The 21,982-nt window shown below is 69.1% G+C and carries 19 protein-coding genes and 3 pseudogenes; 10 read left to right on the top strand and 12 right to left on the bottom strand.

Going from position 1 to position 21,982, the window contains the following annotated elements; all coding sequences use genetic code 11:
* Positions 1-185: 185 nt before the first annotated feature.
* Positions 186-1,712 carry an ISL3 family transposase gene (locus tag ACIPK4_RS36775; protein ID WP_402321379.1) on the bottom strand — a complete coding sequence of 509 codons (1,527 nt, stop codon included), beginning with the start codon at positions 1,710-1,712 and terminating at the stop codon, positions 186-188.
* A pseudogene (gene tuf, locus ACIPK4_RS36770) lies at positions 1,694-2,171 on the bottom strand (elongation factor Tu); the annotation flags it as partial. The gene ACIPK4_RS36775 and the pseudogene tuf, both read right to left, overlap by 19 nt.
* Positions 2,172-2,542: 371 nt before the next feature.
* Here tuf and ACIPK4_RS36765 point away from each other — a divergent pair.
* Positions 2,543-3,037 (top strand): MarR family winged helix-turn-helix transcriptional regulator, encoded by a 495-nt coding sequence (locus ACIPK4_RS36765; RefSeq protein ID WP_402321376.1) that lies wholly within the window; start codon positions 2,543-2,545, stop codon positions 3,035-3,037.
* A complete protein-coding gene (locus ACIPK4_RS36760) occupies positions 3,034-3,492 on the top strand; it encodes a MarR family transcriptional regulator (RefSeq protein WP_402321374.1) in 459 nt (152 codons plus the stop codon). The genes ACIPK4_RS36765 and ACIPK4_RS36760 overlap by 4 nt, the downstream gene beginning before the upstream one ends.
* A 64-nt stretch (positions 3,493-3,556) precedes the next feature.
* Here ACIPK4_RS36760 and ACIPK4_RS36755 read toward each other — a convergent pair whose 3' ends face one another.
* The 4 genes from ACIPK4_RS36755 to ACIPK4_RS36740 form a co-directional block, all read right to left on the bottom strand.
* On the bottom strand, positions 3,557-4,120 hold the full coding sequence (locus ACIPK4_RS36755) for an AAA family ATPase (protein WP_402321371.1): 564 nt from the start codon (positions 4,118-4,120) through the stop codon (positions 3,557-3,559).
* Positions 4,117-4,917 carry a DUF6042 family protein gene (locus ACIPK4_RS36750; RefSeq protein WP_402321368.1) on the bottom strand — a complete coding sequence of 267 codons (801 nt, stop codon included), beginning with the start codon at positions 4,915-4,917 and terminating at the stop codon, positions 4,117-4,119. The genes ACIPK4_RS36755 and ACIPK4_RS36750 overlap by 4 nt, the downstream gene beginning before the upstream one ends.
* Positions 4,918-4,983: 66 nt before the next feature.
* Positions 4,984-5,475, bottom strand: coding sequence for a GNAT family N-acetyltransferase (locus ACIPK4_RS36745; RefSeq protein ID WP_402321365.1), 492 nt, complete (start codon positions 5,473-5,475; stop codon positions 4,984-4,986).
* Positions 5,469-6,407: a hypothetical protein gene (locus ACIPK4_RS36740; protein WP_402321363.1), complete on the bottom strand. Its 939-nt coding sequence runs from the start codon at positions 6,405-6,407 to the stop codon at positions 5,469-5,471. Before ACIPK4_RS36740 ends, ACIPK4_RS36745 begins: the two co-directional genes overlap by 7 nt.
* 428 nt (positions 6,408-6,835) lie before the next feature.
* Between ACIPK4_RS36740 and ACIPK4_RS36735 the strand changes: the two are divergent.
* The 3 genes and pseudogenes from ACIPK4_RS36735 to ACIPK4_RS36725 form a co-directional block, all read left to right on the top strand.
* Positions 6,836-7,123 (top strand): annotated as a pseudogene (locus ACIPK4_RS36735) (transposase); the annotation flags it as partial.
* A gap of 187 nt (positions 7,124-7,310) precedes the next feature.
* Positions 7,311-8,189, top strand: coding sequence for a GNAT family N-acetyltransferase (locus tag ACIPK4_RS36730; protein ID WP_402321360.1), 879 nt, complete (start codon positions 7,311-7,313; stop codon positions 8,187-8,189).
* Between the two features lie 255 nt (positions 8,190-8,444).
* Entirely contained in the window at positions 8,445-8,939 is a 495-nt protein-coding gene (locus tag ACIPK4_RS36725) for a hypothetical protein (protein ID WP_402321359.1), read from the top strand.
* A 207-nt stretch (positions 8,940-9,146) separates the two neighbouring features.
* Here the strand turns inward: ACIPK4_RS36725 and ACIPK4_RS36720 are convergent, their stop codons facing one another.
* The 3 genes from ACIPK4_RS36720 to ACIPK4_RS36710 form a co-directional block, all read right to left on the bottom strand.
* On the bottom strand, positions 9,147-9,338 hold the full coding sequence (locus ACIPK4_RS36720) for a hypothetical protein (protein WP_402321357.1): 192 nt from the start codon (positions 9,336-9,338) through the stop codon (positions 9,147-9,149).
* A 618-nt stretch (positions 9,339-9,956) separates the two neighbouring features.
* Positions 9,957-11,783: an FG-GAP-like repeat-containing protein gene (locus tag ACIPK4_RS36715; RefSeq protein ID WP_402321355.1), complete on the bottom strand. Its 1,827-nt coding sequence runs from the start codon at positions 11,781-11,783 to the stop codon at positions 9,957-9,959.
* Positions 11,784-11,847: 64 nt separating this feature from the next.
* A complete protein-coding gene (locus ACIPK4_RS36710; RefSeq protein WP_402321352.1) occupies positions 11,848-12,567 on the bottom strand; it encodes a hypothetical protein in 720 nt (239 codons plus the stop codon).
* Positions 12,568-12,964: 397 nt separating this feature from the next.
* Here ACIPK4_RS36710 and ACIPK4_RS36705 point away from each other — a divergent pair, with 397 nt between their 5' ends.
* Together ACIPK4_RS36705 and ACIPK4_RS36700 are read left to right on the top strand one after the other, a co-directional pair.
* Complete coding sequence (locus ACIPK4_RS36705; protein WP_402321349.1) at positions 12,965-14,059, top strand: hypothetical protein; 1,095 nt, start codon at positions 12,965-12,967, stop codon at positions 14,057-14,059.
* A gap of 45 nt (positions 14,060-14,104) precedes the next feature.
* A complete protein-coding gene (locus ACIPK4_RS36700; protein WP_402321347.1) occupies positions 14,105-14,611 on the top strand; it encodes a hypothetical protein in 507 nt (168 codons plus the stop codon).
* Positions 14,612-14,668: 57 nt separating this feature from the next.
* Here ACIPK4_RS36700 and ACIPK4_RS36695 read toward each other — a convergent pair whose 3' ends face one another.
* Positions 14,669-16,195, bottom strand: a complete 1,527-nt coding sequence (locus ACIPK4_RS36695) for an RICIN domain-containing protein (protein ID WP_402321345.1) — start codon at positions 16,193-16,195, stop codon at positions 14,669-14,671.
* 1,716 nt (positions 16,196-17,911) lie between these two features.
* Here ACIPK4_RS36695 and ACIPK4_RS36690 point away from each other — a divergent pair.
* Positions 17,912-18,979, top strand: coding sequence for a polyprenyl synthetase family protein (locus ACIPK4_RS36690; protein WP_402321342.1), 1,068 nt, complete (start codon positions 17,912-17,914; stop codon positions 18,977-18,979).
* 168 nt (positions 18,980-19,147) lie between these two features.
* Positions 19,148-20,218, top strand: a complete 1,071-nt coding sequence (locus tag ACIPK4_RS36685; RefSeq protein WP_402321340.1) for a hypothetical protein — start codon at positions 19,148-19,150, stop codon at positions 20,216-20,218.
* A gap of 339 nt (positions 20,219-20,557) precedes the next feature.
* Here ACIPK4_RS36685 and ACIPK4_RS36680 read toward each other — a convergent pair whose 3' ends face one another.
* Positions 20,558-21,148, bottom strand: coding sequence for a hypothetical protein (locus ACIPK4_RS36680; protein WP_402321337.1), 591 nt, complete (start codon positions 21,146-21,148; stop codon positions 20,558-20,560).
* Between the two features lie 74 nt (positions 21,149-21,222).
* Here ACIPK4_RS36680 and ACIPK4_RS36675 point away from each other — a divergent pair, with 74 nt between their 5' ends.
* Positions 21,223-21,597: a hypothetical protein gene (locus tag ACIPK4_RS36675; RefSeq protein ID WP_402321334.1), complete on the top strand. Its 375-nt coding sequence runs from the start codon at positions 21,223-21,225 to the stop codon at positions 21,595-21,597.
* Here the strand turns inward: ACIPK4_RS36675 and ACIPK4_RS36670 are convergent.
* Positions 21,594-21,779 (bottom strand): annotated as a pseudogene (locus tag ACIPK4_RS36670) (hypothetical protein); the annotation flags it as partial. The gene ACIPK4_RS36675 and the pseudogene ACIPK4_RS36670 overlap by 4 nt on opposite strands.
* Between the last annotated feature and the right edge of the window lie 203 nt (positions 21,780-21,982).

The raw sequence follows: 21,982 nt of genomic DNA, 5'->3' as shown, positions 1-21,982 counted from the left end.
ACGATACGAACGCAAGGCTGAACACTTCCTCGCCTTCGTCGGCATAGCCGCGGCCCTCATCTGCCACCGCCGCCTCACCAAATGAAACGACGTCTAAGTGCAAGTCACGCGAGGTGGGGCGCTTCATGGAGGCCTGAGCCTGGTCTGCCCCGCGAAGTGGTCGGAAGCCATCAGAAGGCGATGTCCTAGGAGTAGAGCAGGACACGCTTGCGGAGGAGATCAAAGCCGGCTCGGCCGAACATCTGGCGCTTGAGCATTTTGATCCGGTTGACGTGTCGTTCGACGACGCCGGAGTTCCAGGACAGGGTGAGGCCGGCCGTGACGGCATCACGGTCGCGGTCGATGCCGGCGGCCAGGGTATGGATGGGTGGCAGATCGTCCTGCCGGACGGCGTCGAGCCATTCCTGTAGACGTTCGCCCTCGCGCTCGGTGAACATCCGGGCGAAGGACCAAACGTGCCCGGTGAGGGCGTCCAGTTCCGGGCAGTGGACCAGCACCGCCTTGAGCCGGAGTTGTTCGCTCTCTGCGAGGGTGTCGGGGTGCCGGAGAATCCACCCGGAGACCGTCCGCGGGGTGGGCGGCCGGGCGAAAACCGGTCCGGGCGAGAGGCGTTTTTCCCGGAGGTAGGCGCGAACTCGCTGGTAGCTGCCCTTGTAGCCGAACGGAACGATCTCCTCCCACAATGCCCAGGCGTTGGTGCAGCCCTGATTCCAGCGGTCGTCCAGGTAGGACTTGTACTCGTCGAGGACGGTGGGGCGGTTCTGCCACTGCCCCTGGAAGAGGTCTTCGGGAGCGACGGCGTCGGCCAAGCGTTTGACGGTGCGGTGGGTCATGTGGAGCTGGCGGCCGATCGAGCGTCGGCTGTGGCCGGCCGCCAGCAGCGTGTGGACGATGGCGTGGCTGTCCCGGACGCGGTCGGCGAACCGGTGCCCTGTTGGCCATGGCGATCCGGTCATCTGCTCGGGCGGCGGAGCCGCGACCGCAGAATCGGCTGGCTCACGAGCCAGGACCCCAAGGCAGCTGCGGTGCTGGGCGACGCATCGCTCGGCGGCCTCGCTCAGGTTGTGCCACAAGTGCCACCTGTCTGCGACTTGGATCGCCTGGGGTGCCCCGATGGTGGCTCCTTCCGCAAAGAACGGAGCGCGGTCGCGGCAGACGACCTCAATGCCCGGGCGTTCAGCCAGCCACGCGGCCAGGCTGGATGCTTCCCCGTCGGGCAGCATGTCCACGGGCCGGCGGGTCTCGACGTCGACCAGCACGGTCCCGTAGAAGCGCCCTTTGCGCGTCGCGTACTCGTCGACCCCGACTACCCGCGGCGCGGGCAGGGCCTTGACCAGTCGCAGAACGGTGCTGCGGCTGACAGCTACCCCGAAGACACCGGCCATGCGGGCGCCTGCCCGGCCGGCCAGCGCGAGACCGACCGCAGCCAGCGTCGCCCGCAGGCGCTCGGTCCACCGGCCGTACCGCCGGGTCAGCCCGGCTATCTGTTCGACGAAAGTCTGCCGTTCGCATAACGCGTTCCCGCAGATGAACCGGCGGACCCACAGGCACAGCCGAACCCGCTTCCCCGCACTGGGCACGTCAGCGGGATACCGCATATAGGAGCTGTGAACCCGCTCCGACCAGCTCATGCACCCAACGCAGTCGGCCCCGACCAGCGTGCACCGGGCCTCTATCAATACCGCCTCGTCGTTCACGTCGATCGACAGCACCGCGATATCTCCTCGATGATCTTGGACACGACCCCGGCGCCGAAGGTCCTGCCGTCCTCACGGATGGCGAACCTCAGGCCGACCTCCATCACGACGGCCTTGGCCAACGTGACCTCCACCTGGGCGGTGCCTCCCGGCGAGACCGACGCGACATCATCGGGCAGCTCCACAGTTCCGGTGACGTCGGCCGTACGGAAGTGGAACTGGGCGCGGTAGCCAGAGGAGAGAGCAGCGGTGCGTCCCTTCTCGTCCGGGGTCAGCATGTAGATCACCGAGGTGAACTTCGTGTGCGGCGTGACCGAGCCCACCCTCGGCGAGGACCTGGCCCGGCTCCGCGTCATCGCGTTTGACGCCGCGCAGAATCACACCGGCGTTCTCACCAGCCTCGGCTTCGTCGAGCATCTGCCCGGACTTCACCACTCCGTTGCACGTGGTCGCCGTGGTGCCCGGGAGGCCGACTGCGATCTCTCGGTTTCGTGTCAGGGCGCCACCTGCACGAATGCCACCCCGTGACAGTGAAATCGCCGACATCTCTCACGGCTGTGGCAGTGAGACCTGCGCTGAAAACTGACTGACCCCTACCAGTACCAACGCACTAGCCCCGTGCTGCTCTCACAGCACTGTCACGAATCCGATAGATCGCTCCAGAGCAAGTGGTCAAGCCCACCAGGGTTCAACCCGTGGGCCGCCCCAGGCCGGTCGGCAGCGGTATGCGGACCCGGGACTTCGTGGTCGTCGGGGGCGGTGTGACGTTCGCGGTTCGGGCCGGGAGCGGCGCGATGCGGAGGAAATAGTAGCCATGGACATAGTAGCCATATACTCTATCTGCCATGAGCAAAGGTTTCCCGGGCCCCACGCCCGGTTTCCTGGTGTGGCGGCTCGCCAACAAGTGGCGCGTCGCAGTCGATCGCGCAGTGACTCCGCTGGGCCTCACCCACGCGCAGTACTCACTGGTCGCGTCGCTGCACGGCATGCAGCGCGCCGGCAAGCGGCCCAGCCAGCGCCAGCTCGCCGACCACACCGGCTTGGAGGCGCTGTACGTCTCGAAGCTGGCGCGCGCCCTGGAGTCGGCCGGCCTGGTGGAGCGAACCCGTGATCCCCGCGACCCGCGCGCCGTACAGCTCGCCCTCACCGATCAGGGCCAGACCGTCACACGGCAGGCCATCACAGTGGTCCAGGAACTGCATCAGCGGTTGCTGGAGCCGCTCGGCGGCCTCGACGCTCCGCGGACGGGCGTGTTCACCGAAGAGCTGACAACCCTGCTCGATGTACCTCTCGCTCCATCCCTGCCGATCAATAAGAGCACTCAGGAGCCAACACCATGACCACCACCGCAGCCACCGCCACTGCGCCCGCCGCCGACGCCCGCGTCCTCGGCCTGGCCCACTACGCCGCCCGCGGCCTCCTGGAGCACGTCCTGGCCCTCCACGGCATCACCTTCCAGCAGCAGGTCACCCTGCGTGCCGCCGTCACCGCCGACGCCCCGCGGACGCCGGATGATCTCGTCACCCAGGTCCGGGACACCCTCAAGGCCGATCCGGCCAACATCCGCGCAACCCTCGACGAACTGCTCGCCAAGCAACTACTGGTCGCGGACGGCGCGCACCTTCGCCCCACGGACACGGGGCGCGAACTGCTCGCCGCCGTCGGCGCGCAGACCGCCCCGATCACCGCCCGCGTCTGGGGCGGCATCCCCGACGAGGACCTGGCCGCCGCCGGCCGCGTCCTCGCCCTGGTCACCGAGCGCGCGAACACGGAGCTCGCGACGCTGACCGCCTGAGCGGCCGCATTGGTATGTGCCGTCGTCGGTGCCGTGATGATGACCGTACATGCGGTGGCGCCCCTCAGCGGTCGATCGGGGGAATGCGGTCCAGGCCGCTCTCGGAGAGGATCTGTTGGACCGTGTCGTCCAGGGTGCTGGCCGCGTCGATGACGGTCTCCAGGCTGTTGGGGAGCAGGTCTTTCTCTCGGTACCAGTCGCGTAGGTGGCCCTCGTTGACGTGCGCGAGGTATTCGGCGTCTGGTTTCGTCGCGTGGCGGAGCACCGTCTCCTCGAAGGGCACGTGGAGGTAGTAGCACCGTGTGACGCCCTGGTGGGCGCGCACCAGGTCCTGGAGCATCGTGCCGTAGCGGTCGGCGTACAGGATGCCTTCGACGACGACGTGGAAGCCGTGGTCCAGGGCGTAGCGGGCGGTGAGGTCGATCAGGCCGATGTTGGCGCCGCCGGGCCGGTCGCGTTCGCGCAGCACGATGCGGCGCAGGTTGTCCTGGGCGACGAAGGCGAGGTTGCGGCCGACCTTCTCGCGCAGGCCGGACGCGACGGAGGACTTGCCCGAGGCGCTGTTGCCTCGGAGCACGATCAGGCGCGTGTCGCTGGTCCCCACGGTGCCGTGCGTGGCCTCAGTCACGCGCGGCTCACCTGGATGCGGTTCTCGTGGAAGTGCTTCCAGTCCATGACCAGACGGAAGCGGCGGTGGGCCTCCAGGCGCTCAGCGTCGGCCGGCTCCTCGCCGCGCTGGACACGGGCGTCGCCGGATTTCACGAGTTCCGCGAGAGCGAGCCGGACGTCGTCGACGTCCTGGCCCGTGGCTGCCGCCAGCCGGTCCAGGGAGGTGAGGGTCTCTGCCGGTTCACCCAGATCGCTGACCAGGTGGTCGATGAGGGTGTCGAGGAGCGGGCCGGTACGCAGGGTCCAGCGGATCCCGTCGAGGCGCTGGGTGAGTTCGGGGTCCAGGGGCAGCAGGTCTCCGGGCAGTGGCAGCACGGCGGGCATGGACCATCGGGTGCCGTCCGGCGTCTCTTCGCGGCTGGCCAGGCCCCACGTCAGGTAGAGCTCGGACAGGTCCCGCACGGTGGTGGGCACCGGGAAGCCGCCTGTCGTCAGCATGGTGCTGAACCGCTCCCAGCGGGCCGCCTCGCATGCCTCGCGGCCCTCCGGCGCGGCCTCGTAGCCCCATTCCTCATCGGGCCAGGAGAAGGTGAGGGGACCGTCGAGGTCGCCGCCGATCATGTCCCAGCGGCCGTCGAAGATTTCTCGCAGGAGGTCGTCCAGGGGTCCGGTGAAGCCGGGCTGGCTCGCGGTTCCGATCAGCATGGTCAGCGGGAAGCCCTGGCGGGGCAGGACGTGGTCCCAGCCCGAAGCCCACCAGTCGTTGTGCATCGCCATGTTCCGGCGCGGCTCGGGCACGAGCGGGTTGTCAGTCATCTGGTGAACTCTTCCTCGAAAGGGCATGCCAAACGCGTGCAGCGTAGGCACTACGCGGGCGCTGGTTCAGATGCCGCCGGTCTCCAGCACGTACAACTCGTAGGGGACGGTTCCGGTCTCGGTGTCTCGGTCGGCCGTGCCGATGCGGGTGAACCCGACTTTGGTCAGGACGCGGCCGGAGGCGGGGTTGTCGGGGTGGTGCATGGCCTCCAGCCGGTTGAGGCCGGCGGTGGTGAATGCGGCGGTGACGACCTGGCGGGCGGCGTGGGTGGCGTAGCCGTGGCCCCAGCTGTCGTCCCGGAGGATGTAGCTGATGGTGCCCATGGCCGCGGTGCGTCGGCGCAGGGAGATCAGGCCGATCACCTCGGCTTCGTGCAGGATGCCCCAGCTCCACTGCGCGCACGGGGTTTCGGCGGCTCGGGCGAGGGCGGCGCGGATCTTGTCGTGGGCCTGGTCGAGGCTGAGGGGCCTGCCGGTGGTGTGCCGGATGGAGGCCCCGCTGTAGATGCGGGTGAGGGCGGGGGCGTCGTCGAGGGCCAGGGCGCGCAGGGTCACCATGCGGCGGTCAGCTCCTTCGCGGTGGGCCGGTCGGCGGGGTCGGGGGCCAGGCACGCGGTGATGGCGTCCTCCAACGCGGCGCAGGGCCACGGCCGGACATCGCGCAGCGCGATGGTGATGCCGCGGGCGATGGCGGCCAGCTTCTCCAGCCGGTCGAGGCCGTCGTCGTAGGCGACGGGGCGCCGGCCGGTCCAGCACCAGAACAGGGAGGCGCCCAGGCTCCAGATGTCGGCGGGCGGCTGGGCGGGGATGTGGGCGTCGGCGGGGGTGTCGAGGACCTGCGTGGCGAGCTCGGGGGCGGTGGTGCGGGTGAGGGCGCCCCGGTACGGGACGCGGCGGTGGCCGTCGTCGGGGCCGCAGGCGAGGGCGTAGTCGATGACCGCCGCCTGGCCGTCGTTCGTGACGAGGGTGTTGGTCGGCTGGACGTCGGCGTGGGCCCACCCGGCGCCATGCATGCGGGCCAGGTGTTCCGTCCAGGTGCGGGCGACGCCCGCGAGCCAGGGGCGGACCGAGGCGCGGTCTCCTTCCGGCCCGCGGGCGAGGGCGAGGGCCCGCCACAGGGGCGCCCCGTCGATCCAGTTGACGGCCAGCCACCGGCCGCCGTCCCACGGCCCGGCGCTCACCCGGTAGTCGGGGTGGAGGGCGCCGGCGGCGGTGAGGCGAAGGAGGTGGTCGTCTTCCTGGGCCATCTCGGCGGCCTTGTCGCGGGCGTCGTCGCCCTCGGGGTTGTTGGTCTTCAGAGCGACGGCACCCTTGGGGCCCTGGAGTTTCCCGGCGCGGGAGCCGCGCCGGTCGCTCAGGAGCTGGATCGCGGTGGGCTCGCCGGTGTGTCCGGTGTGTCCGGTGAGGAGGGCGGACGGCTTCGCCGGGGGGAGCAGGTGCCTGGCCCATGTGCGGATCTCCGTCCACTCGGTGGGGATGTGCTCGAACACGTCGCGGCCGTCGTCGTCGACCGCGGCGAGCGCGGCGGCCAGGTCGGGCGTCGCGCTCAGGAAGCGTGGGTCGCGGCGACGGACGGCGGGCCCTCACGGGGAGGAACGAGGCCGGGGCGGCCGGGATCCGGTGGCCGACCGCGGTGACTTCCTCTTCTCCCGCGTAAAACTTGCCGGACATCACCCCGACCGGGCCGTAGAGGTTCTTCAACACCCGGTGCGGCCAGGCGAGCAAATCACGGTGCCGGGTACCGGGTACGACGCCCAGCAGAACGATGCTCTCGCACCGCAGCAGGCCGTGCGGCCGGTTCGTCGAAAGTGGATTTTAAGGCGGTGCACGATCACCGTTCATGGGGCTCGGAGATCTCACGGACAAGCAGTGGGCGGCGCTGGAGCCGTTGCTGCCGTAGGGCGCGAAGGCAGGTCGGCCGCCTGTCTGGTCTCGGCGGCAGTTGATCGACGGCATACGGTCCCGGGTCCGGACCGGTTTTCCAAGGCGGGACGTACCCGTCGAGTACGGGCCGTGGGGCCGAATCTACGACCTGTTCCGTCGGGGGCAACGGGATGGCACCTGGCGCCGGGTCCTCACCCAGCTTCAGTCCCTGGCGGCATCAATCGTCTCAAAAGGCATCGCGCCGTGGCCACGAGATACGACAAGCTCACGGTCCGCTATGAGGCGACCGTCCTCGATCGCGGCCATCGACGAGTGGCTGTGACGACAAACCCGCACCGTCTTTTCGTTAATCCGTTGCCCAGAGGTCCGGCGGCCAGCTAGGTTCGCCCAGCCGCCCGCATCGGTGCAGGCCGGCGCTGTCGACCAGGAGGTGTGGAGCACATGCGCACGAGTGCCCAGGAGTTGAGCTCGCGTACTGATCCTTGCCACCTCCTCTCGACGGAGACACCTTGTCCCTTCGCATCACCCCACTGACCGACCCCGCTCACGGGCCGCACGGCCAGCGTCTCGCCTGGCTGGCCTCCGACGCGGACTCCATCCCTGCCGGGACCGCCTTCTTGCGCCTGCTCGACGGCGGACAAGAGCACCTCGCCGAGCTCGACCTCCGCGTTCATCCCGCGGAGCGCCGCAAGGGCGTCGGCTCCCTGCTCCTCGACACCGCCGTGGCCACCGCCCGGGACAACGCCCGACGCAGCGTCGTCGCGCAGGCCGAAGCAGGAGCGTCCGGCGACCACTTCCTGGCGGCACGCGGCTTCCGGAAGGTCCTCACCTTCAGGTACACCCGCCTGGCGATGGCCGATGTGGACACCACCGTCCTCGCCGGAATCGTCGAGCGTCCGCACCCCGGCTACTGGCTGACGTCATGGCAGGGAACCGTCCCCGACGACCTCGCCCGGACGTTCGCCGCCTCACGCCGCGCAATGGACGACATGCCCATGGACGACGCCGAGTACGGCACCGTGGCCTGGGACGTGGAGCGCGTGCGGGCCGCGGCGAAGGCCGTCGAACAGCGCGGCGACCACCTGCACACCGTCGTCGCCATCGACGCTGCCAACGGCTCGATCGCCGGGTTCACCGAACTTGTCGTCCCCGGCAACGGCACAGGTGACGGCCAGCACTACGGCACGGGCGTGCTGCCCGAGCACCGTGGTCACGGCCTCGGCCGATGGATGAAGGCCGAGTCGATCCGACAAGCCCATAGGGACTATCCAGACATTGATGGCCTCCTGACCGACACCGCCGACAGCAACGCGCACATGCGACGGATCAACGACGGTCTCGGCTACACACCCACGCACACGACACACCAGCATCAGCTCGACCTTTAGCAGAGAACGGACGGGCCGGAACGGGGCATCACCCCGCCCGGCCTGTCCGTGCTTTCGATACACGCCCTAGCCCGGGCACAACCCGCAAGCACACAGTCGGCCGGTAGAGCTCGCGCCGATCGCACGGGCACGACTGTCCCGAGGCGGCGTACGGACCCCCGTGCCGGACCACCCCCGCCCGCCGAACCTTCCGTTGCAGCGCCCCGCAGGCCGGCCGGCCACGCCAGACCTGTCTCCTTCCGAGGTCGGAACCCGGTGGCTCGACCTCACCCCTTCACCGCTCTCACTGCCGAATGGACAGCACGAACCCCGAAAGTCGTCGGAATCCTGTGGTGGGCAAAGGATGCCCGGGCGCTCAACCTGTCGCGGCAGACGGTCCCGCCCCGAACCGCGGCCCTCCATGGTCACCTCCAGGCGCAGGCGCTGGAATCGGAGCGGGTGGCGCAAGACGCCGCCGTGGTCGATAACGCGATCCGCTCTGACCTCGGCGACCCGGCCAGTGTCGAGGATGTCGTGGCTCCCCCATGTCGCCGAGAACTTCGCCCCTGTCCACGGGTGTCCGGGCGCGGCCGCGCTGAGATGTTCGGCGACCTGCCGGGCGGCGCCGGGGCGCAGCGGTACGGTCCGGCCGACTGCGCGCAGTCGGCCGTTATGGTCGTGGCGGCCGAGGATGAGGAGCTGCGCGCGGGTGAGGTGCCGGTGATCGCTTCGGTGGTGTCCCGTCTTCTGATCTTGATCGAGCCGCGGTAGCCGGGCAGATAGCGGCTGGTCAGGGGCTTGATCAGGATCCCCTCCACGCCCGACACGTCCGTCCAGGACTCCAGCCATTCCCGTGCTTTGGGCATGTCCGTCGTGTGTGGGCAGAGCGTCCACGGCGCGGTCAGGGCGTGCTCGGAACAGGCCCTCCAGCAGGGTGCGCCGCTCTACGTACGGGTGCGTCAGCAGCTCCTGGCCGTCCTACTGCAAGAGTTCGAAGGCGACGAAGTAAGCCGGCCACCGGTCCAGGACCAGCGCCCCGCGGCGGGTCTGCACCAGCACAATGTCGCCAGGGCCGGACGCGGTGAAGAGCAGCGCCTGGTGACCGTCCAGCTTCTGCTCGACGGCGACCCCGGAGGTGAGCAGGTGGGCGGGTGGGATCGCCTCGGCCACGCCGTGTCGTACACGTGGGCGGCGATGGACATAGACCAGGCGCCTATGCTGCGCAACGCCCTGCACGCGGCGATCACCCGGCCGGGCGGCCCGGACGAGATCGTCGTCGGCCTGTCCGGCATGCCGTTCTCCGACTCCTCCGGCCTCAATGCCCTATCCACGCGCGGCGGACCGCGGCAGAACACGACCGGCGCATCAGCCTGCGCAACCGCAGCCCCAGTTCCGGCGCCTGCCGGAGACGACCGGCGCCGGCGTGTTCTTCCCGATCACCGACACCTGACCGGGGCGGCACCCAGTTGCACCCGAGGTCGGCCCCACCCACGGGAGGCAGGCCAGCCGCAACCGCAGATCCCTGGAACTGGACAGATCAAAGCAGCCGGCGCCCGGCCGGGATTTCCGCGCGGGGCTCCTCCCAGTGCCCTCTTTTCACGGCCCGGGCTGGCTGCAGGTGAGCTGGGTCCCCCATCGAGACCAGAGGCGGCCTTGGCCCCAGCCGCGTCAAGGAGCTGCGGGGAGGGCTGTGCGCCTCTGTCTCAGGTACTCGTCGTCTTGGGGGACGGCCGGTCTGCACGCTCGGTTTGTGCCGCCGCTAGTCCTCTGCCGTAGGAGTTGGCCGGGTTATCGGGTTCGGAAGCGGCGGAAGAGGTTTCGGGCGACGTAGACTCCCGGGCCGCCGAAGCCGACAATGTCGACGCGTCCGTCGCCGGTGATGTCGGCGAGGTAGCGGGGGTGGCGGTCGACCCTCCAAGCGCCGGCGGCGTCGTTGTGGCCGAAGCCGCGGCATACCAATTGGGCTTGCTCGAACTGGCCGTCGCCGGTGTTGTGGGACACCCAGACGCCTTCGTCGCCGAAGCCGACGATGTCCGGCCTGCCGTCGCCGGTGACGTCGGCGAGGAACCTGAGGTGCTTGCCGCTCGTCCAGCCCTGGGCGGTTCCGAAGTCGTTGAGAACGAGGTGCGCTGGAACGAACGTGCCGTCCCCGCGGCCCCGCGCGACGACGACGCCCTGCGGGCCGAAGCCGACGAGGTCTGCTGCCTCGCCATTGGTGGTCTTGAGTAGGAACCGGGGGTGTTCCTCGGCCGAGGTCCAGCCCTGGTCGACGCCGAAGCTGTCGAGGATGTACAGAGGTTCGGCGAAGGCTCCTTCCTCGTCCTGGAGGGAAATCCAGACGCCGTCGTCGTGGCAGCCGACGATGTCGAGCCTGCCGTTGCCGGTGGTGTCGGCGAGGAAACGGGGATGCTTGTCCGCGAGCCACCCGCCCGCCTCTTCGTGGTGGCCGAAGGCTTTCAGGACCGGTTCGTCGGGAAGCGGTGTGAAGACTCCTTCCTCGTCCTGGAGGGAGATCCAGACGCCGTCGTCGTGGCAGCCGACGATGTCGAGCCTGCCGTCGCCGGTGGTGTCCGCGAGGAAACGGGGATGCTTGTCAGCAAGCCACCCGCCCGCCTCCTCCTGGTGACCGAACGCCCTGAGGACCGGTTCGCCGCCCGCGGGCGTGAACGTCCCGTCCTCGTCCTGGCGGGCCACGCGGACGCCGTCGGCGCCGAGCACGATAACGTCGGGCCGGCCGTCGCCCGTGGTGTCCACGAGAGTCCACAAGTCCTTGTGGCTCGGGGAGGGCGTGGGCGGATGCAGGACCCGCTCCTCGTCCTCGAATGTGCCGTCTCCTTGACTGGAGGAGGTCACAGCCCCCTTCGCGGGTTTGAGCCCGACGACGTCCGCTCGGCCGTCTCCTGTGGTGTCGGCGAGGAAGCGTTCACCGAGGCCGGCCCACCACACCGCCGGCTGACCGCTGGGGGAGCTTGCGGCTCCGGCGTTCTTCCATCCGCCGGCGTCCTGGTCGCTGCCGAACTGTTCGAGGACCAGCAGCATGTCGCTGAAGGAGGGCGTGGCGCCGGGAGCCGGGCGCAGGGCGGCCGAGTCGGCCAGCCGCCAGGAGCGGCGGCCGTTCCAGTGGTCCAGCGATGCCCAGCGCAGTACGGGGTCACTGATGCGTTCGGGCTCGGCCGGGACGAGTTGCCAGCGCTGGCTCGGTGCGGTTTCGTCGTACTCGCGCAGGACGATGCCGCTCTCGTCCTGGCCGTCGTCGGCGAGGTCGAGGACGGCGTTGTCGGTGGCGCCCTCGATGAAGTAGCAGCCGGCTTCGCCGTCGACGGGAACGAGGTGCCACTGCTGGCCCTGCCTGCCGGCAGCAGCCGTGGCCTGGCGGACGGCGCGGTCCGCAGTGGCGGGGTCGTCGAGGACCTCGCCGCTGTCCGCGTTGCGGATCACGTACGCGTGGTCGTCCTGCGCGGGCAGGAGCCGCCAGTGGTGGGGACTCGGTCCACCGTCGGGAAAGTCGCGCACGACGAGCGCCCCGTCGGCGCCCGGCTCGGCCGGGGCGCCCAGGGGTTTGCCGGTGGCGGCGTTGACGATCTGCAGCTTCAGTTCTTCCGTGGGCACGGGCATCGTGCGGCCTCTTCCAGGCGGTACGGGCGTGAGCTCAGGAGGGATGCAGCGCGGCGGCCGCGGATCACGTGAAGACGTGGTGGTAGGGGACGTTCCACTCGCTGGGCAGTCGCGGGTAGAAGGTATTGATGACCGTGCCGGTGAAGTCCCCGCCCCAGTTGTAGGTGAGCCGCACCTCGCTGTTGGGCGTCACCGCGTAGTCCTTGAACCCGAGGATGGCGTCGGGGTGGGTGATGGGCACGAAGGTGATCCCGCCCCACGGTGTCACCGTGACGACCCAGAGCTGGGTGTCCTCGGGCGCGCCGTTCTTCCCCCGCCACTTGTCTGCGACCTTGTCGGGCAGGCCCACCTGGACGGTGTCGGCCGTGGTCTTGGGGGCGTCCTGGTGCACGGTCATGCGCCGGCGCTTCGGCTTGGGCGTGCCGTCGTCACCACGCCCGCCGTCGACCGCACCCGGAACGGGAGGCGGGGGCGATACCTGGCCGGCGGCGCTTTCGAGGAAGTACAGCGGCCGCTGCCCGAAGAAGCCGGCCGGGGTGATGTACCAGAGGTGGCCCTGCGCCTCCTTGGTGGCCGGGTCGAGCGCGGTGGCCAGCTGGACCCCCTTGTCGTGGCTCTCCTCCCTCAGCTCGGCGGGGCGCAGGTAGCCGCCGTTGAAGGCGTGTACGAGCATGACCGGCCGGTTCTCGACGAGAGCGGCCACGATCGCGTTGTCGTAGCTGTTCACCGCTACCGGGCCGCCGACCACCAGATTCGACATCGTCGTGCGTTCTTGGGTGTACATCGCGGAAACCTCACCTTTTCTGAATAGGGGAGAACAATGCCTTGAACTTTCAATGCGGCGGTTTGTCACGCAATACTGCCGGGATCCCGATCGCCTTCGACAGGAAGGCTCCCGAGGCACAGCGAATGACAGAAACGGAGACTTCGCTCCCGGCAACATCCGAGGTCACGGTACTCCCAGGCAGAGGCGCCGGGAAGTCATCGATCGAGTGACGGACAGTGAAGAAAGGAAACTCTTCGGCGTTTCGGAAGCAATTAACCGAAAACCGATCACTCGATTGAGTGCAATGTACACGGACCCCCTCCCGGGCGCATTATGAAAGCGATACCTTCAGCAGTCAGGACAAGTATTTGCATTTGACGGGCACGGTTCGACCGGAATAGTCGAGGACGGATAGATGCCTTCCAACGCGTACAGCCTGGTACCGGCCAGGCGTCAGCCGCTGACGAAGAAGAACGTGCGGGAACTCAATATCGAGCAGAACTGGCAGTCGATCCTGGATCACCCCAACCTGGTCTATGTCGACGACTACGGTGTCCAGCACAAGCCCGTCGGGTTCTCCGTGAACAAGACGCGGTTCGGCTCCTTCGGCGGGACCGCGTTCGATCTGGGCTGGCTCGCCTACATGAATCTCGGGGAGCCGCTGATCGAAGTGCGCGGCGACATCGCCCAGCCTCCGCCCGACACCTTCTCCTCACGCGACTACGTCAACCGCAGCGAGTCGGAGATGACCTTCACCGACTCGGTCGACTTCACCGTGTCGAACGGGGTCACGTGGTCGCTGAGCGGGGACGCCAAGCTCACCTTCGGTGGCAGCGTCGGCGCATCTCTTCAGCTGCAGCTGCAAAACCAGCTCCGTCTGGATCTGCAGTCGCAGCTCGCGGCGTCGTGCCAGAACGGGACGGCGAACAAGAACGCGAACACGGTGACCAACAAGAACAGCAAGGACAGTGTCGGCGTCGACAACGCCAACACCACCGAGACGTCCGCGAGCACCTCCGCGACGAATTCCGCCTCGACGGGGATGACCAACTCCGTGGGATTCACGACGAGCGGCAGCGCCACGGGCAACGCCTCGCTCAACGCGCAGCTGGCCCTTGGCATCGCGGCCACCGTCGGCGGCTCCCTGAACACCAGCTGGGCGTCGAAGTCGCAGATCTCCGGCAAGGTACCGCCGAACTCCCGTGTGCAGACCATCGTCTCGCAGCGGCGCAACCGCAAGCAGTACTCCTACGAGATCCCGGTGACCTTCTCCGGGCTGATCGCGGTGCAGTACGCCGTACCGGCGCCCGTCCTGTCTCCCCCGCAGTCCGGGGACTATCCCGGCCTCCAGGAGGTGGTCGCCCGCGACATCGCCGACATCGATCTGGCACCCGGGGGCTTCCGCATGAAGGGCCTGGCCGAGGTCGTCTCCGCCCTGGAGGTCCACCACACGATGCTCGACGGCGAGGCTTTGGCCGTCAGCGAGCAGACACTGCACAAGCTGCCCTGACCCCGCGCGGCGCCGCCGCGACGACGACGACCAGAGGTGACGACCATGGTGTTCGACAACATCTTCAACTCCGCCGGCAGGGGCGCGGGGCTCTTCTCCGTGACCACCGACGGCACCAAGCCCCAACCCGGTGAGGGCATCGACTTCGAGGACTCCGACGACGACACGTACGACGACACCAACCCCAGCCTGTTCAACAACGCCATCCACGGCGCCTCCTCCCGCGCGAAGATCGTGCAGGAAACCTGTCCCGAAGCCCGGGCGGTCCTGGGCTTCCTCGGCTCCTTCATCCAGACCACCCAGGCATCCGCGGGTGCACAGGCCCAATACACCCAGGATCCCGGCTCGGTGACCCAGGCGGCCTCCGCCGGCATGCAGCAGGCGAGTGCGACCGTGACCGAGCACGGCGACCTCCAGAAGGACGAAGACCTGGAGAGCAGGCCGAAGAAGAGCGACTACACCAAGCCCCCCAAGACTCCGCAGGCTCCCACGGCACCGGAAGCTCCCAAGGCGCCCAAGGCGACCGCTGAGAAGCCGCCCAGTTCCCAGTAGGGTCCGCCGAGTGGCGAGGAGGGGGCAGGGGCGAGGCCGCCCCTGCCCCCTCGGGCGTCATACGGGCAGCAGCTGCCACTGCCGTTCCCGGTGGTCGCCCTCCGCCCCGTCCTGCTTGATCGCCGCACGGGCGTTGGTGTCGACGCGCAGGAGCAGACCGCTGTCGCGGTTGGCGATCTCATACACCACCGGTGTGCCGTTCGCGGGGCCCACCGGGATCAGCCGCCACTGCTGATGGCCCGCCCCGCTGCCCTCGTAGGCACGCTGCGCCACCACCGCCCCGGCCGCCTCCTGCGCACCGGCAACCTCCAGCACCTTGCCGCTACGCACGTTCTCGATCCGGTACACGACATCGCCGTCCTCCTGGCCCGCCACCACCAGCCGCCAGCGCTGATGATCCCGGGCGGCGGCAAGCACCTGGTGGACCTCGGCCCCGTCCTTGAGGGACTCCCGGTGGACCCCCATCCGCAGCCTGCTGCGGACATTCGCCCAGGAGACCACCGTGCCCGACTCGGGCAGCCCGGCCATCTTCTCCGACGCGACCTTCCGGATCCGGTGATTCTTGTAGTCGGCGACGTAGAGGGTGTCGACGCAGTCCACAGCGAGTCCGATCGGGAAGTTCAGCTGGGCCGAGGTCGCCGGGCCGCCGTCACCGCCGAACCCCAGCGTGCCCGTACCGGCAGCCGTGCTGATCGTCCCGTCCGCCGTGATCCTCCGAACCAGGTGATTGCGGCCTTCGCTGACGTAGAGAGTGCCGGTGCTGTCCATCCCCAGAGCAATCGGGAAGTTCAGCTGGGCCGAGGTCGCCGGGCCGCCGTCACCGCTGAACCCCGCCGTGCCCGTACCGGCAACCGTGCTGATCTTCCCATCCGGCGTCATCTTCCGGACCCGGCGATTGTCCACGTCAGCGATGTAGAGAACCCCCGCGCTGTCCAGCAGCACTGCATACGGGTAGTTCAGCTTGGCGGAAATCGCTGGGCCACCGTCTCCCCCGAATCCCGCGACTCCGGTCCCCGCGACCGTACTGATCTTCCCGTCGGCTGCGATCTTCCGGATCCGGTGATTCTTGTAATCGGCGATGTAGAGGACGCCGGCGCTGTCCACCGTCACCGCGTACGGAAGGTTCAGCTGGGCGACGGTGGCGGGGCCGCCGTCACCCCGGAACCCCGCGACTCCGGTGCCCGCGATCGTAGTGATCTTCCCGTCGGCCGTGATCTTCCGGATCCGGTGGTTCTCACTGTCGGCGACATAGAGGTCGCCCTCGCTGTCCACTGCCATTCCACGCGGGGTCTTCAGCTGGGCGGCGGTGGCGGGGCCGCCGTCACCCCGGAACCCCGCGGTGCCGGTGCCCGCGATCGTAGTGACTTTCCCGTCGGTCGTGATCTTCCGGATCCGGTGGTTGTCACAGTCGGAGAAGTAGAGGGTCCCGTTGCTGTCCATCGCGAGACCAAACGGATGGTTCAACTGGGCCGCAGCGGCACGCTCGTTGTCGCCTGCGAATCCGGGTACCCCGGTTCCCGCGACCGTGCTGATCGCAGCAGCGGAGCGCTCACCTTCCGCGGATTCTGTGTGGGCAGTGCTCATTGTCAATCCTTCACCATTCGCCGGCCGCCTGCCACAGACAGCCGTTCATTGATTCCAGCCGGCCGGGCCGCCCCGCGGGACGTCGATACCGACCTCCAGGCAGTCGGAGAGCCGATCGTGCGACTGCGTCGCCAGCGACGGGTGTGCAGAACTCCCCCACCCCGATCGCGAACTCCCCCGGCCGGACCAGCCAGACGCCTTCACGCAGCGCACGGCGCCCCCTCATTCGGCAGGCCGGGGTCATGACACCTTCAGGACTTCTGCCAGCCCGTCTGGCAGCCCACGACAGACTGTCCATATTCGGAGGGGTAATTCCGCATTCATACCGGTGAGTGATCAGGTTCTAGCCACCACGCCCCCGCCCGCCACCCCGGATGCAACGTTTCCCCCGGCCACTACAGCGGCGGACCACCATCCCGATTTCGGCTCGATCACGTTCACGGCGCTCCCCGACCAGGAGCGGCTCACCCCGGTGCGCGGCGGAACCCAGCCCACAGCAGCGATCACTGCGCCGAATCTCTTGGAGTACCGCCGTAGCGTCTACAGCTGCCGGACCACGGCAACGGTTACGAGGGGTACACGAGGGGCAGCCGGTGGATAGCCCTCTGCGCTGCCGCGGCTCTCGTCGGCCAGCCTCCGGCCGCGCTGGCTCTACGAGCCGGCGGTGTAGCGGGCGAGGGCGACCATGACCCCGCTGGGCATCTCGGCGCGGTCGGGGTGTTCGCGGTCGTGGACGTCCAGGAGGTCGAAGCCCGCGGCCCCTCTTCCAGGGTCGGCCAGGCCAGCCTGAGGCGGCCCGGCAGAACGGCCGTCGGATCACCCATCCGAGGGGTGCAGCGGGGCCGTCAGGAGCGGTCTGGGGCCCGGCTGCGGCACCGTGTCGGGATGCGCCGCTGGTACCTGCCTCTGCTCCTCGCCGCGCTGCTCGCGGTCTCCGGATGCGTCTTTGTCCATCCCGCCCCTACCCGGCCCGCCGATGCCTCCCCGGCCGCGGCGCCGGCGGACGCCAAGCACCCAGCGCCCCGGCCCGCACGGCCGGCTCTGCCCCTCTCTCGCCTGCCCGAGAATGCCGCCGCCCCAGAGGCCGAACGTCCTCCCGCCCCCGGGCACCCCGGGGCGGGCGCCCGCGAGGCATCCGGCGGGAGCCAGCACACCCGGCCGGTCCCCCAGCGGAGGGCCGGGGGCCAGGCCCGGCCGCGCAGGGCCACCCCGCCGGCTCCCGCCGCACGCCCCGCCGCGAAGCCCAAGGCCAAGCCCGGGAAGGTGAAGACGCGTCCGCACCGTACGCCCGCACCGCCCCGCCCGGTACAGCCTGCACCCGGGCCGGGCGCGGGAGCCGCGGACATGGCCGCGCTGTGCCGCGCCGCGCTCGGCGTGACCAGCCCCGCCGTCACCGCGCTGTGTCATCAGACGTACGTGTGACTGAGCACGGTAGGTGTCACCACTGCCACGGCGTGACCTGGCGTTCTTCGCGACCGTGAGCACCGTTGTTGTCACCGGATGAGCAAGCTACTTGTCACCGACCACCTCCCGGACACCATCAGCGGGTCTGAAACCGTTTGAAGGACGGGTACGGAAGCACAGGCCCGTGGGGGTGGGGCGGATCCGTGCTCCGATGATGCCGCTGCGAGCCGTTCCAGCTCAGGCCATAGGTCTGTTGGTGTTAGCCCAGCATGCGGAAACGTTCACGCAGACGACCGGCAAGGGGGCCCGCACGTGATCGAACTGCCAAGCCAGCGCGCTGTACCGATACCCGCGCAGTCCGGAGTGCAGGGGGCCCGCGGTTCATCGGGGAATCCCATCGAGATCCTCGATGCGCTGGAAGCCGAGTTCGCTCGCCGATGGCCCAACGGTGTGACGGGGTTGGACGAGGTGCACCGGTACGCGATGATCCCACCGGGCAAGCTCTTACGGCCGTTGCTGGTGGTGCATGCGGCACTGACGGTGGGCGGGGAACTGAGCTCCGTGCTGCCTGCTGCCGCCGGGATCGAGGGTGTACACGTCGGAAGCCTGATGCACGACGACATCATCGACCGCGACACCCAGCGGCGCGGCCGAGCAGCCGTCCATGCTGCTTTCGGACGCGCGCAGGCCATCGTCGCCGGCAACGCCCTGTACTTTTCGTGGTTCGCGGCGCTCGCCGAGTGCGCCGAGCGCGGAGTGCCCACCGACCGCATCGGGCGCGCCCTGGAGGTGCAGGCGGGCGCCGGGGTAACGATCTGCCGGGGCGCGTTCGACGAGCTGGCGATGAGAGGCGGCCTGGACCTCTCCGTCGACGACTATCTGGCGATTGCCCGGGGCAAGACCGCCGCACTTTTGCAGGCGGCCTGCCGTATCGGCTCCATCCTCGGCGGAGGCGACATCCCCGCCACGGACCTGCTCGGCGCCTTCGGAGACCACCTCGGCATCGCCTTCCAGATCCGCGACGACCTCCTGCCCTATGCCCCCGCCACCGCCGGCCTGGCGGGCAAACCCGCTGACAGCGACCTGCGCAACCACTGCCCCACCCTGCCCGTCCTACTCGCCCACCAGCGAGCCGACCCCGCCGGCCGCGCCGCCCTGCGTCACACCCTGCTCAACGAAGCCGACCCGCGGACCGCACTGCGCCGGATGCGAGCCCTTCTGGACGAGACAGGCGCCCTCGAAGCCGCACACGCGATGGCCGACCACCACGCTCAACTTGCGCGCGATGCCATCTCCCAACTCCCCGCAACCGCCCACACCCACGTCCTCGCGCTCCTGACCCTGCCCCCGAGCGAGACGACCCGGCAGGCGCCGGCATGAACGCGGGCACGCTGCCCGCCACCCGCCCCGACCAACTCGCCCGCGCGTGCACCGGCTGCTGCCGCTGTGCCTCCCAACCCGACCAATCTCGACGGCACCTCGCCGGCAACTCCCAGAAGTCTCACCTGGAAACCGCGCAACCCAAGAGACACGCGTGAGGAGAGCACCATGACCAACCCCGACGCGCCGGACAGCGCATTCGCCAAGCTCCTGGCCTTCTACAGTCCACTCATTGCAGAGATCCACCCCGACGCGGAGCGCCTGCGAGCTCGCACGCACGCGTGGGCACAGCAGTTCGATCTCGGCGCTGGAAACACCCGGCTAACCACGATGCTCGCCCAGACCGGAGCTGACTTCACCGCGCACGCGCTCCCGCATGCGCCCGCAGAGATCGCCCAGGCATTCTCTGACTACAACGCGTGGGCCTGGTTCCCCAGCGAGTTCGCCGGCTCGGGCCGACCAACCTCTGACGTCGTAGCCTCGCTGGCCCGCTGGGAACGCACCTTCCGTTCGCCGAACTCCTGGCCGGATGCCACCGCCCCCGCCGACATCGCCATCCGCGACGTGTGCCTGCGTCTGCGGAGCCTGCTGAACCCAGTGCAATGGGAGCGCTTCGCTGCGGGCCAGTGCCAGTGGCTCTACCACATGGCATGGGAGGCCAGCCTCTTGGAACAGGGTGCCACTCTCTCCGTCAACGACTTTCTGGCCATGCGGATCGGGTCCGGTGGGGCGAATGCTGCGGCCGCCTTCATGGACGCGGCAGAGGGCATTGAACTCAGCGAGCAGCAACGGCTCCGTCCTGCCGTCCGCGCGGCTGCCGAGGCCAGCATGCTCGCCAGCGTCCTGGACAACGATCGCTACTCCTACCTCCGGGAGCGTGATCTCCCGGTCAAGAAGCTCAGCCTGTTCGACGCGATCCGCCACGACCATCCCGACTACACCTTCGAGCAAGCCGTCATCAAGGCCGTCGCCATCCGCGACCGCATGATGGCCCTGTACCTCCAGCTACGCGAGGAGCTCCTAGCGGGCGGCGACGACGACCTCGGCCGCTACCTGACCGGGCTCGACCGCATGGCCAGCGGAAACATCAACTTCGCCATGACAACCGGCCGCTATCTGCTCCCCGACTCTCCTCACACGGTCACGCGGGTGGACAAGCCCAGTGACCCCAGCACCGCACCACTCCCTTACCCGACCATCGCCTGGTGGTGGGGGACCTCCTCCCGTGGTGACAGTTAGCGCGCTCAGGTAACAACTATCGCGCTCCGACACAGTACGGACGCTGACCTCCAGCGTGCCGCTCGCGTATGAAATCGCCCCGGCGGGGCCGGTACGACCGTGCCTGCGGCGCCGGCTGATCATCCTCTCTGGAAACCTCTGCGCCCACCCCTACTGGGCGCCTCCGCCGACTGGCGGGCCGGCGGCGTCGAGCTGCGCCGCGCCGCCCGCATCCACACGCCGGACCCGACCGAACGGGAGGTAGCAGCATGAACGAGCAGACCACCACCAAGGCTCGCCCGCAGGCCGTACCCGTCACCTGGGCACCCAGCCAAACCGGACCCTGCGCGCGGTGGTCTGTTAACTGCACCTCGGTTGGGTCGTTGAGCGGGACGACGGCTCCAGCAGGGAGTCCGCCCAGTTCGCGCCTGTGCCACTGAAGACCAGGGCGAGTTCCGGCGACACCCCGAACCGCGCACGCCGCTCGGCGCGGCCGCGGGCCACGGTGAGCGCGTGGAGCGCCTGCTCGTGACCGGCCGCTGTCTCGCGCAGCGGCACCTCCTCGCTCACCCCGACGACGCTGTCGTCCACAGTGGAGCCGATCACGCGATCGAGCGGCGGCGCGGCCTGTCGGGCAGTCGCGGCTGCAGGGCCCGCCGCTATCCGATGGGCTGTGGACAACTGACCGGCCATCAGCAGATGCAGCATCGCTTCGCGAGTGCGGGACTCCGCCAGGTCCACCCGCCGCCGCTTCCGCTCTACGCGCTCGGCCTCCCAGCACATCGTCGGCGGCATCATCACGTCGGCCAGGTGTGCCGGCAGTCCGGGCCCGCAGCGGCCGGGCCGCGACGACCGCGAGAACGGGGTGCGGAAGTGCCGATTGATACCCGAGGACCCGCCATGCAGTGCGAAGCGAAACCCTTTACGGCGCAGCCGCCGCCATAGGGTCACTGATGCACGAGACGCCCGCGCCGTTTCCCACAGACGGCACGGTCGACCGAAACGTCTACTCACGGGGAACCACTGTGAACATCCGCAAGAAGATAGCCGCCGCAGCAGCGACGGCGGGGCTGGCCGGTGCCTGCCTCCTGTCGGGGACCGGGTCCGCCGCTGCGGCGGGCAACGGGCAGCAGCTTCTCTTCCAGGACCATCAGGGCAAGGCCTCCTCGGTACTGGTCGACGGCCACGACCAGAACGGCAACCGGGTCGTTCACTGCTTCCAGACTCCCCAGTACAACAACTACCTGAGCGGCTGGTGGTGGAAGGGATCGCTCTTCTACAACGCGTACGTGGGGTCCGACTGCAAGGGACAGCCGGTCGCGAGCTGGGACGAACACGGATGGGCGACCACCGTTCCCCCGTACCAGCCGGACAGCGACTGGTACGTCATCGGCGACTAGACCGAATACGCCCGTAGAACGTCCATGGGTCCTGTTCCCTCCAAGGGGCAAGGACCCATGGACGTTCGGGGTGCGTCGGCGCCGGGCGTCGGTCCCTCTAGCAGAGCCGCTAGTCCGAAGCGGCGCCGCCACTGGCCGGCGGCCCAGGCGAGCCCCGCGGCGTCGCCGAGGACGAGTACCGCGACTTCCGGTATGCGGGACGACCGCCTCAGGACACCCCAGCGTCCTTCCTGACGGAACGGTCACCTGAGCCCGGCCCACCCTTCAGGAACCTCAGAGCACCCGCACCATCCGAGCGAGTGAAGTGCAGAGAAGCCACCAGCCGACATGCCGCTACGGGGTCGGTGGGAACCCGCTCTGCGCGGCGTGCAAGGCAGCACGGCAG

Source organism: Streptomyces sp. NPDC086989, assembly GCF_044745505.1.
Lineage (GTDB): Bacteria > Actinomycetota > Actinomycetes > Streptomycetales > Streptomycetaceae > Streptomyces.
The sequence above is the reverse complement of the archived record's forward strand: the minus strand, read 5'-3'. Positions and strand labels throughout refer to the sequence as shown.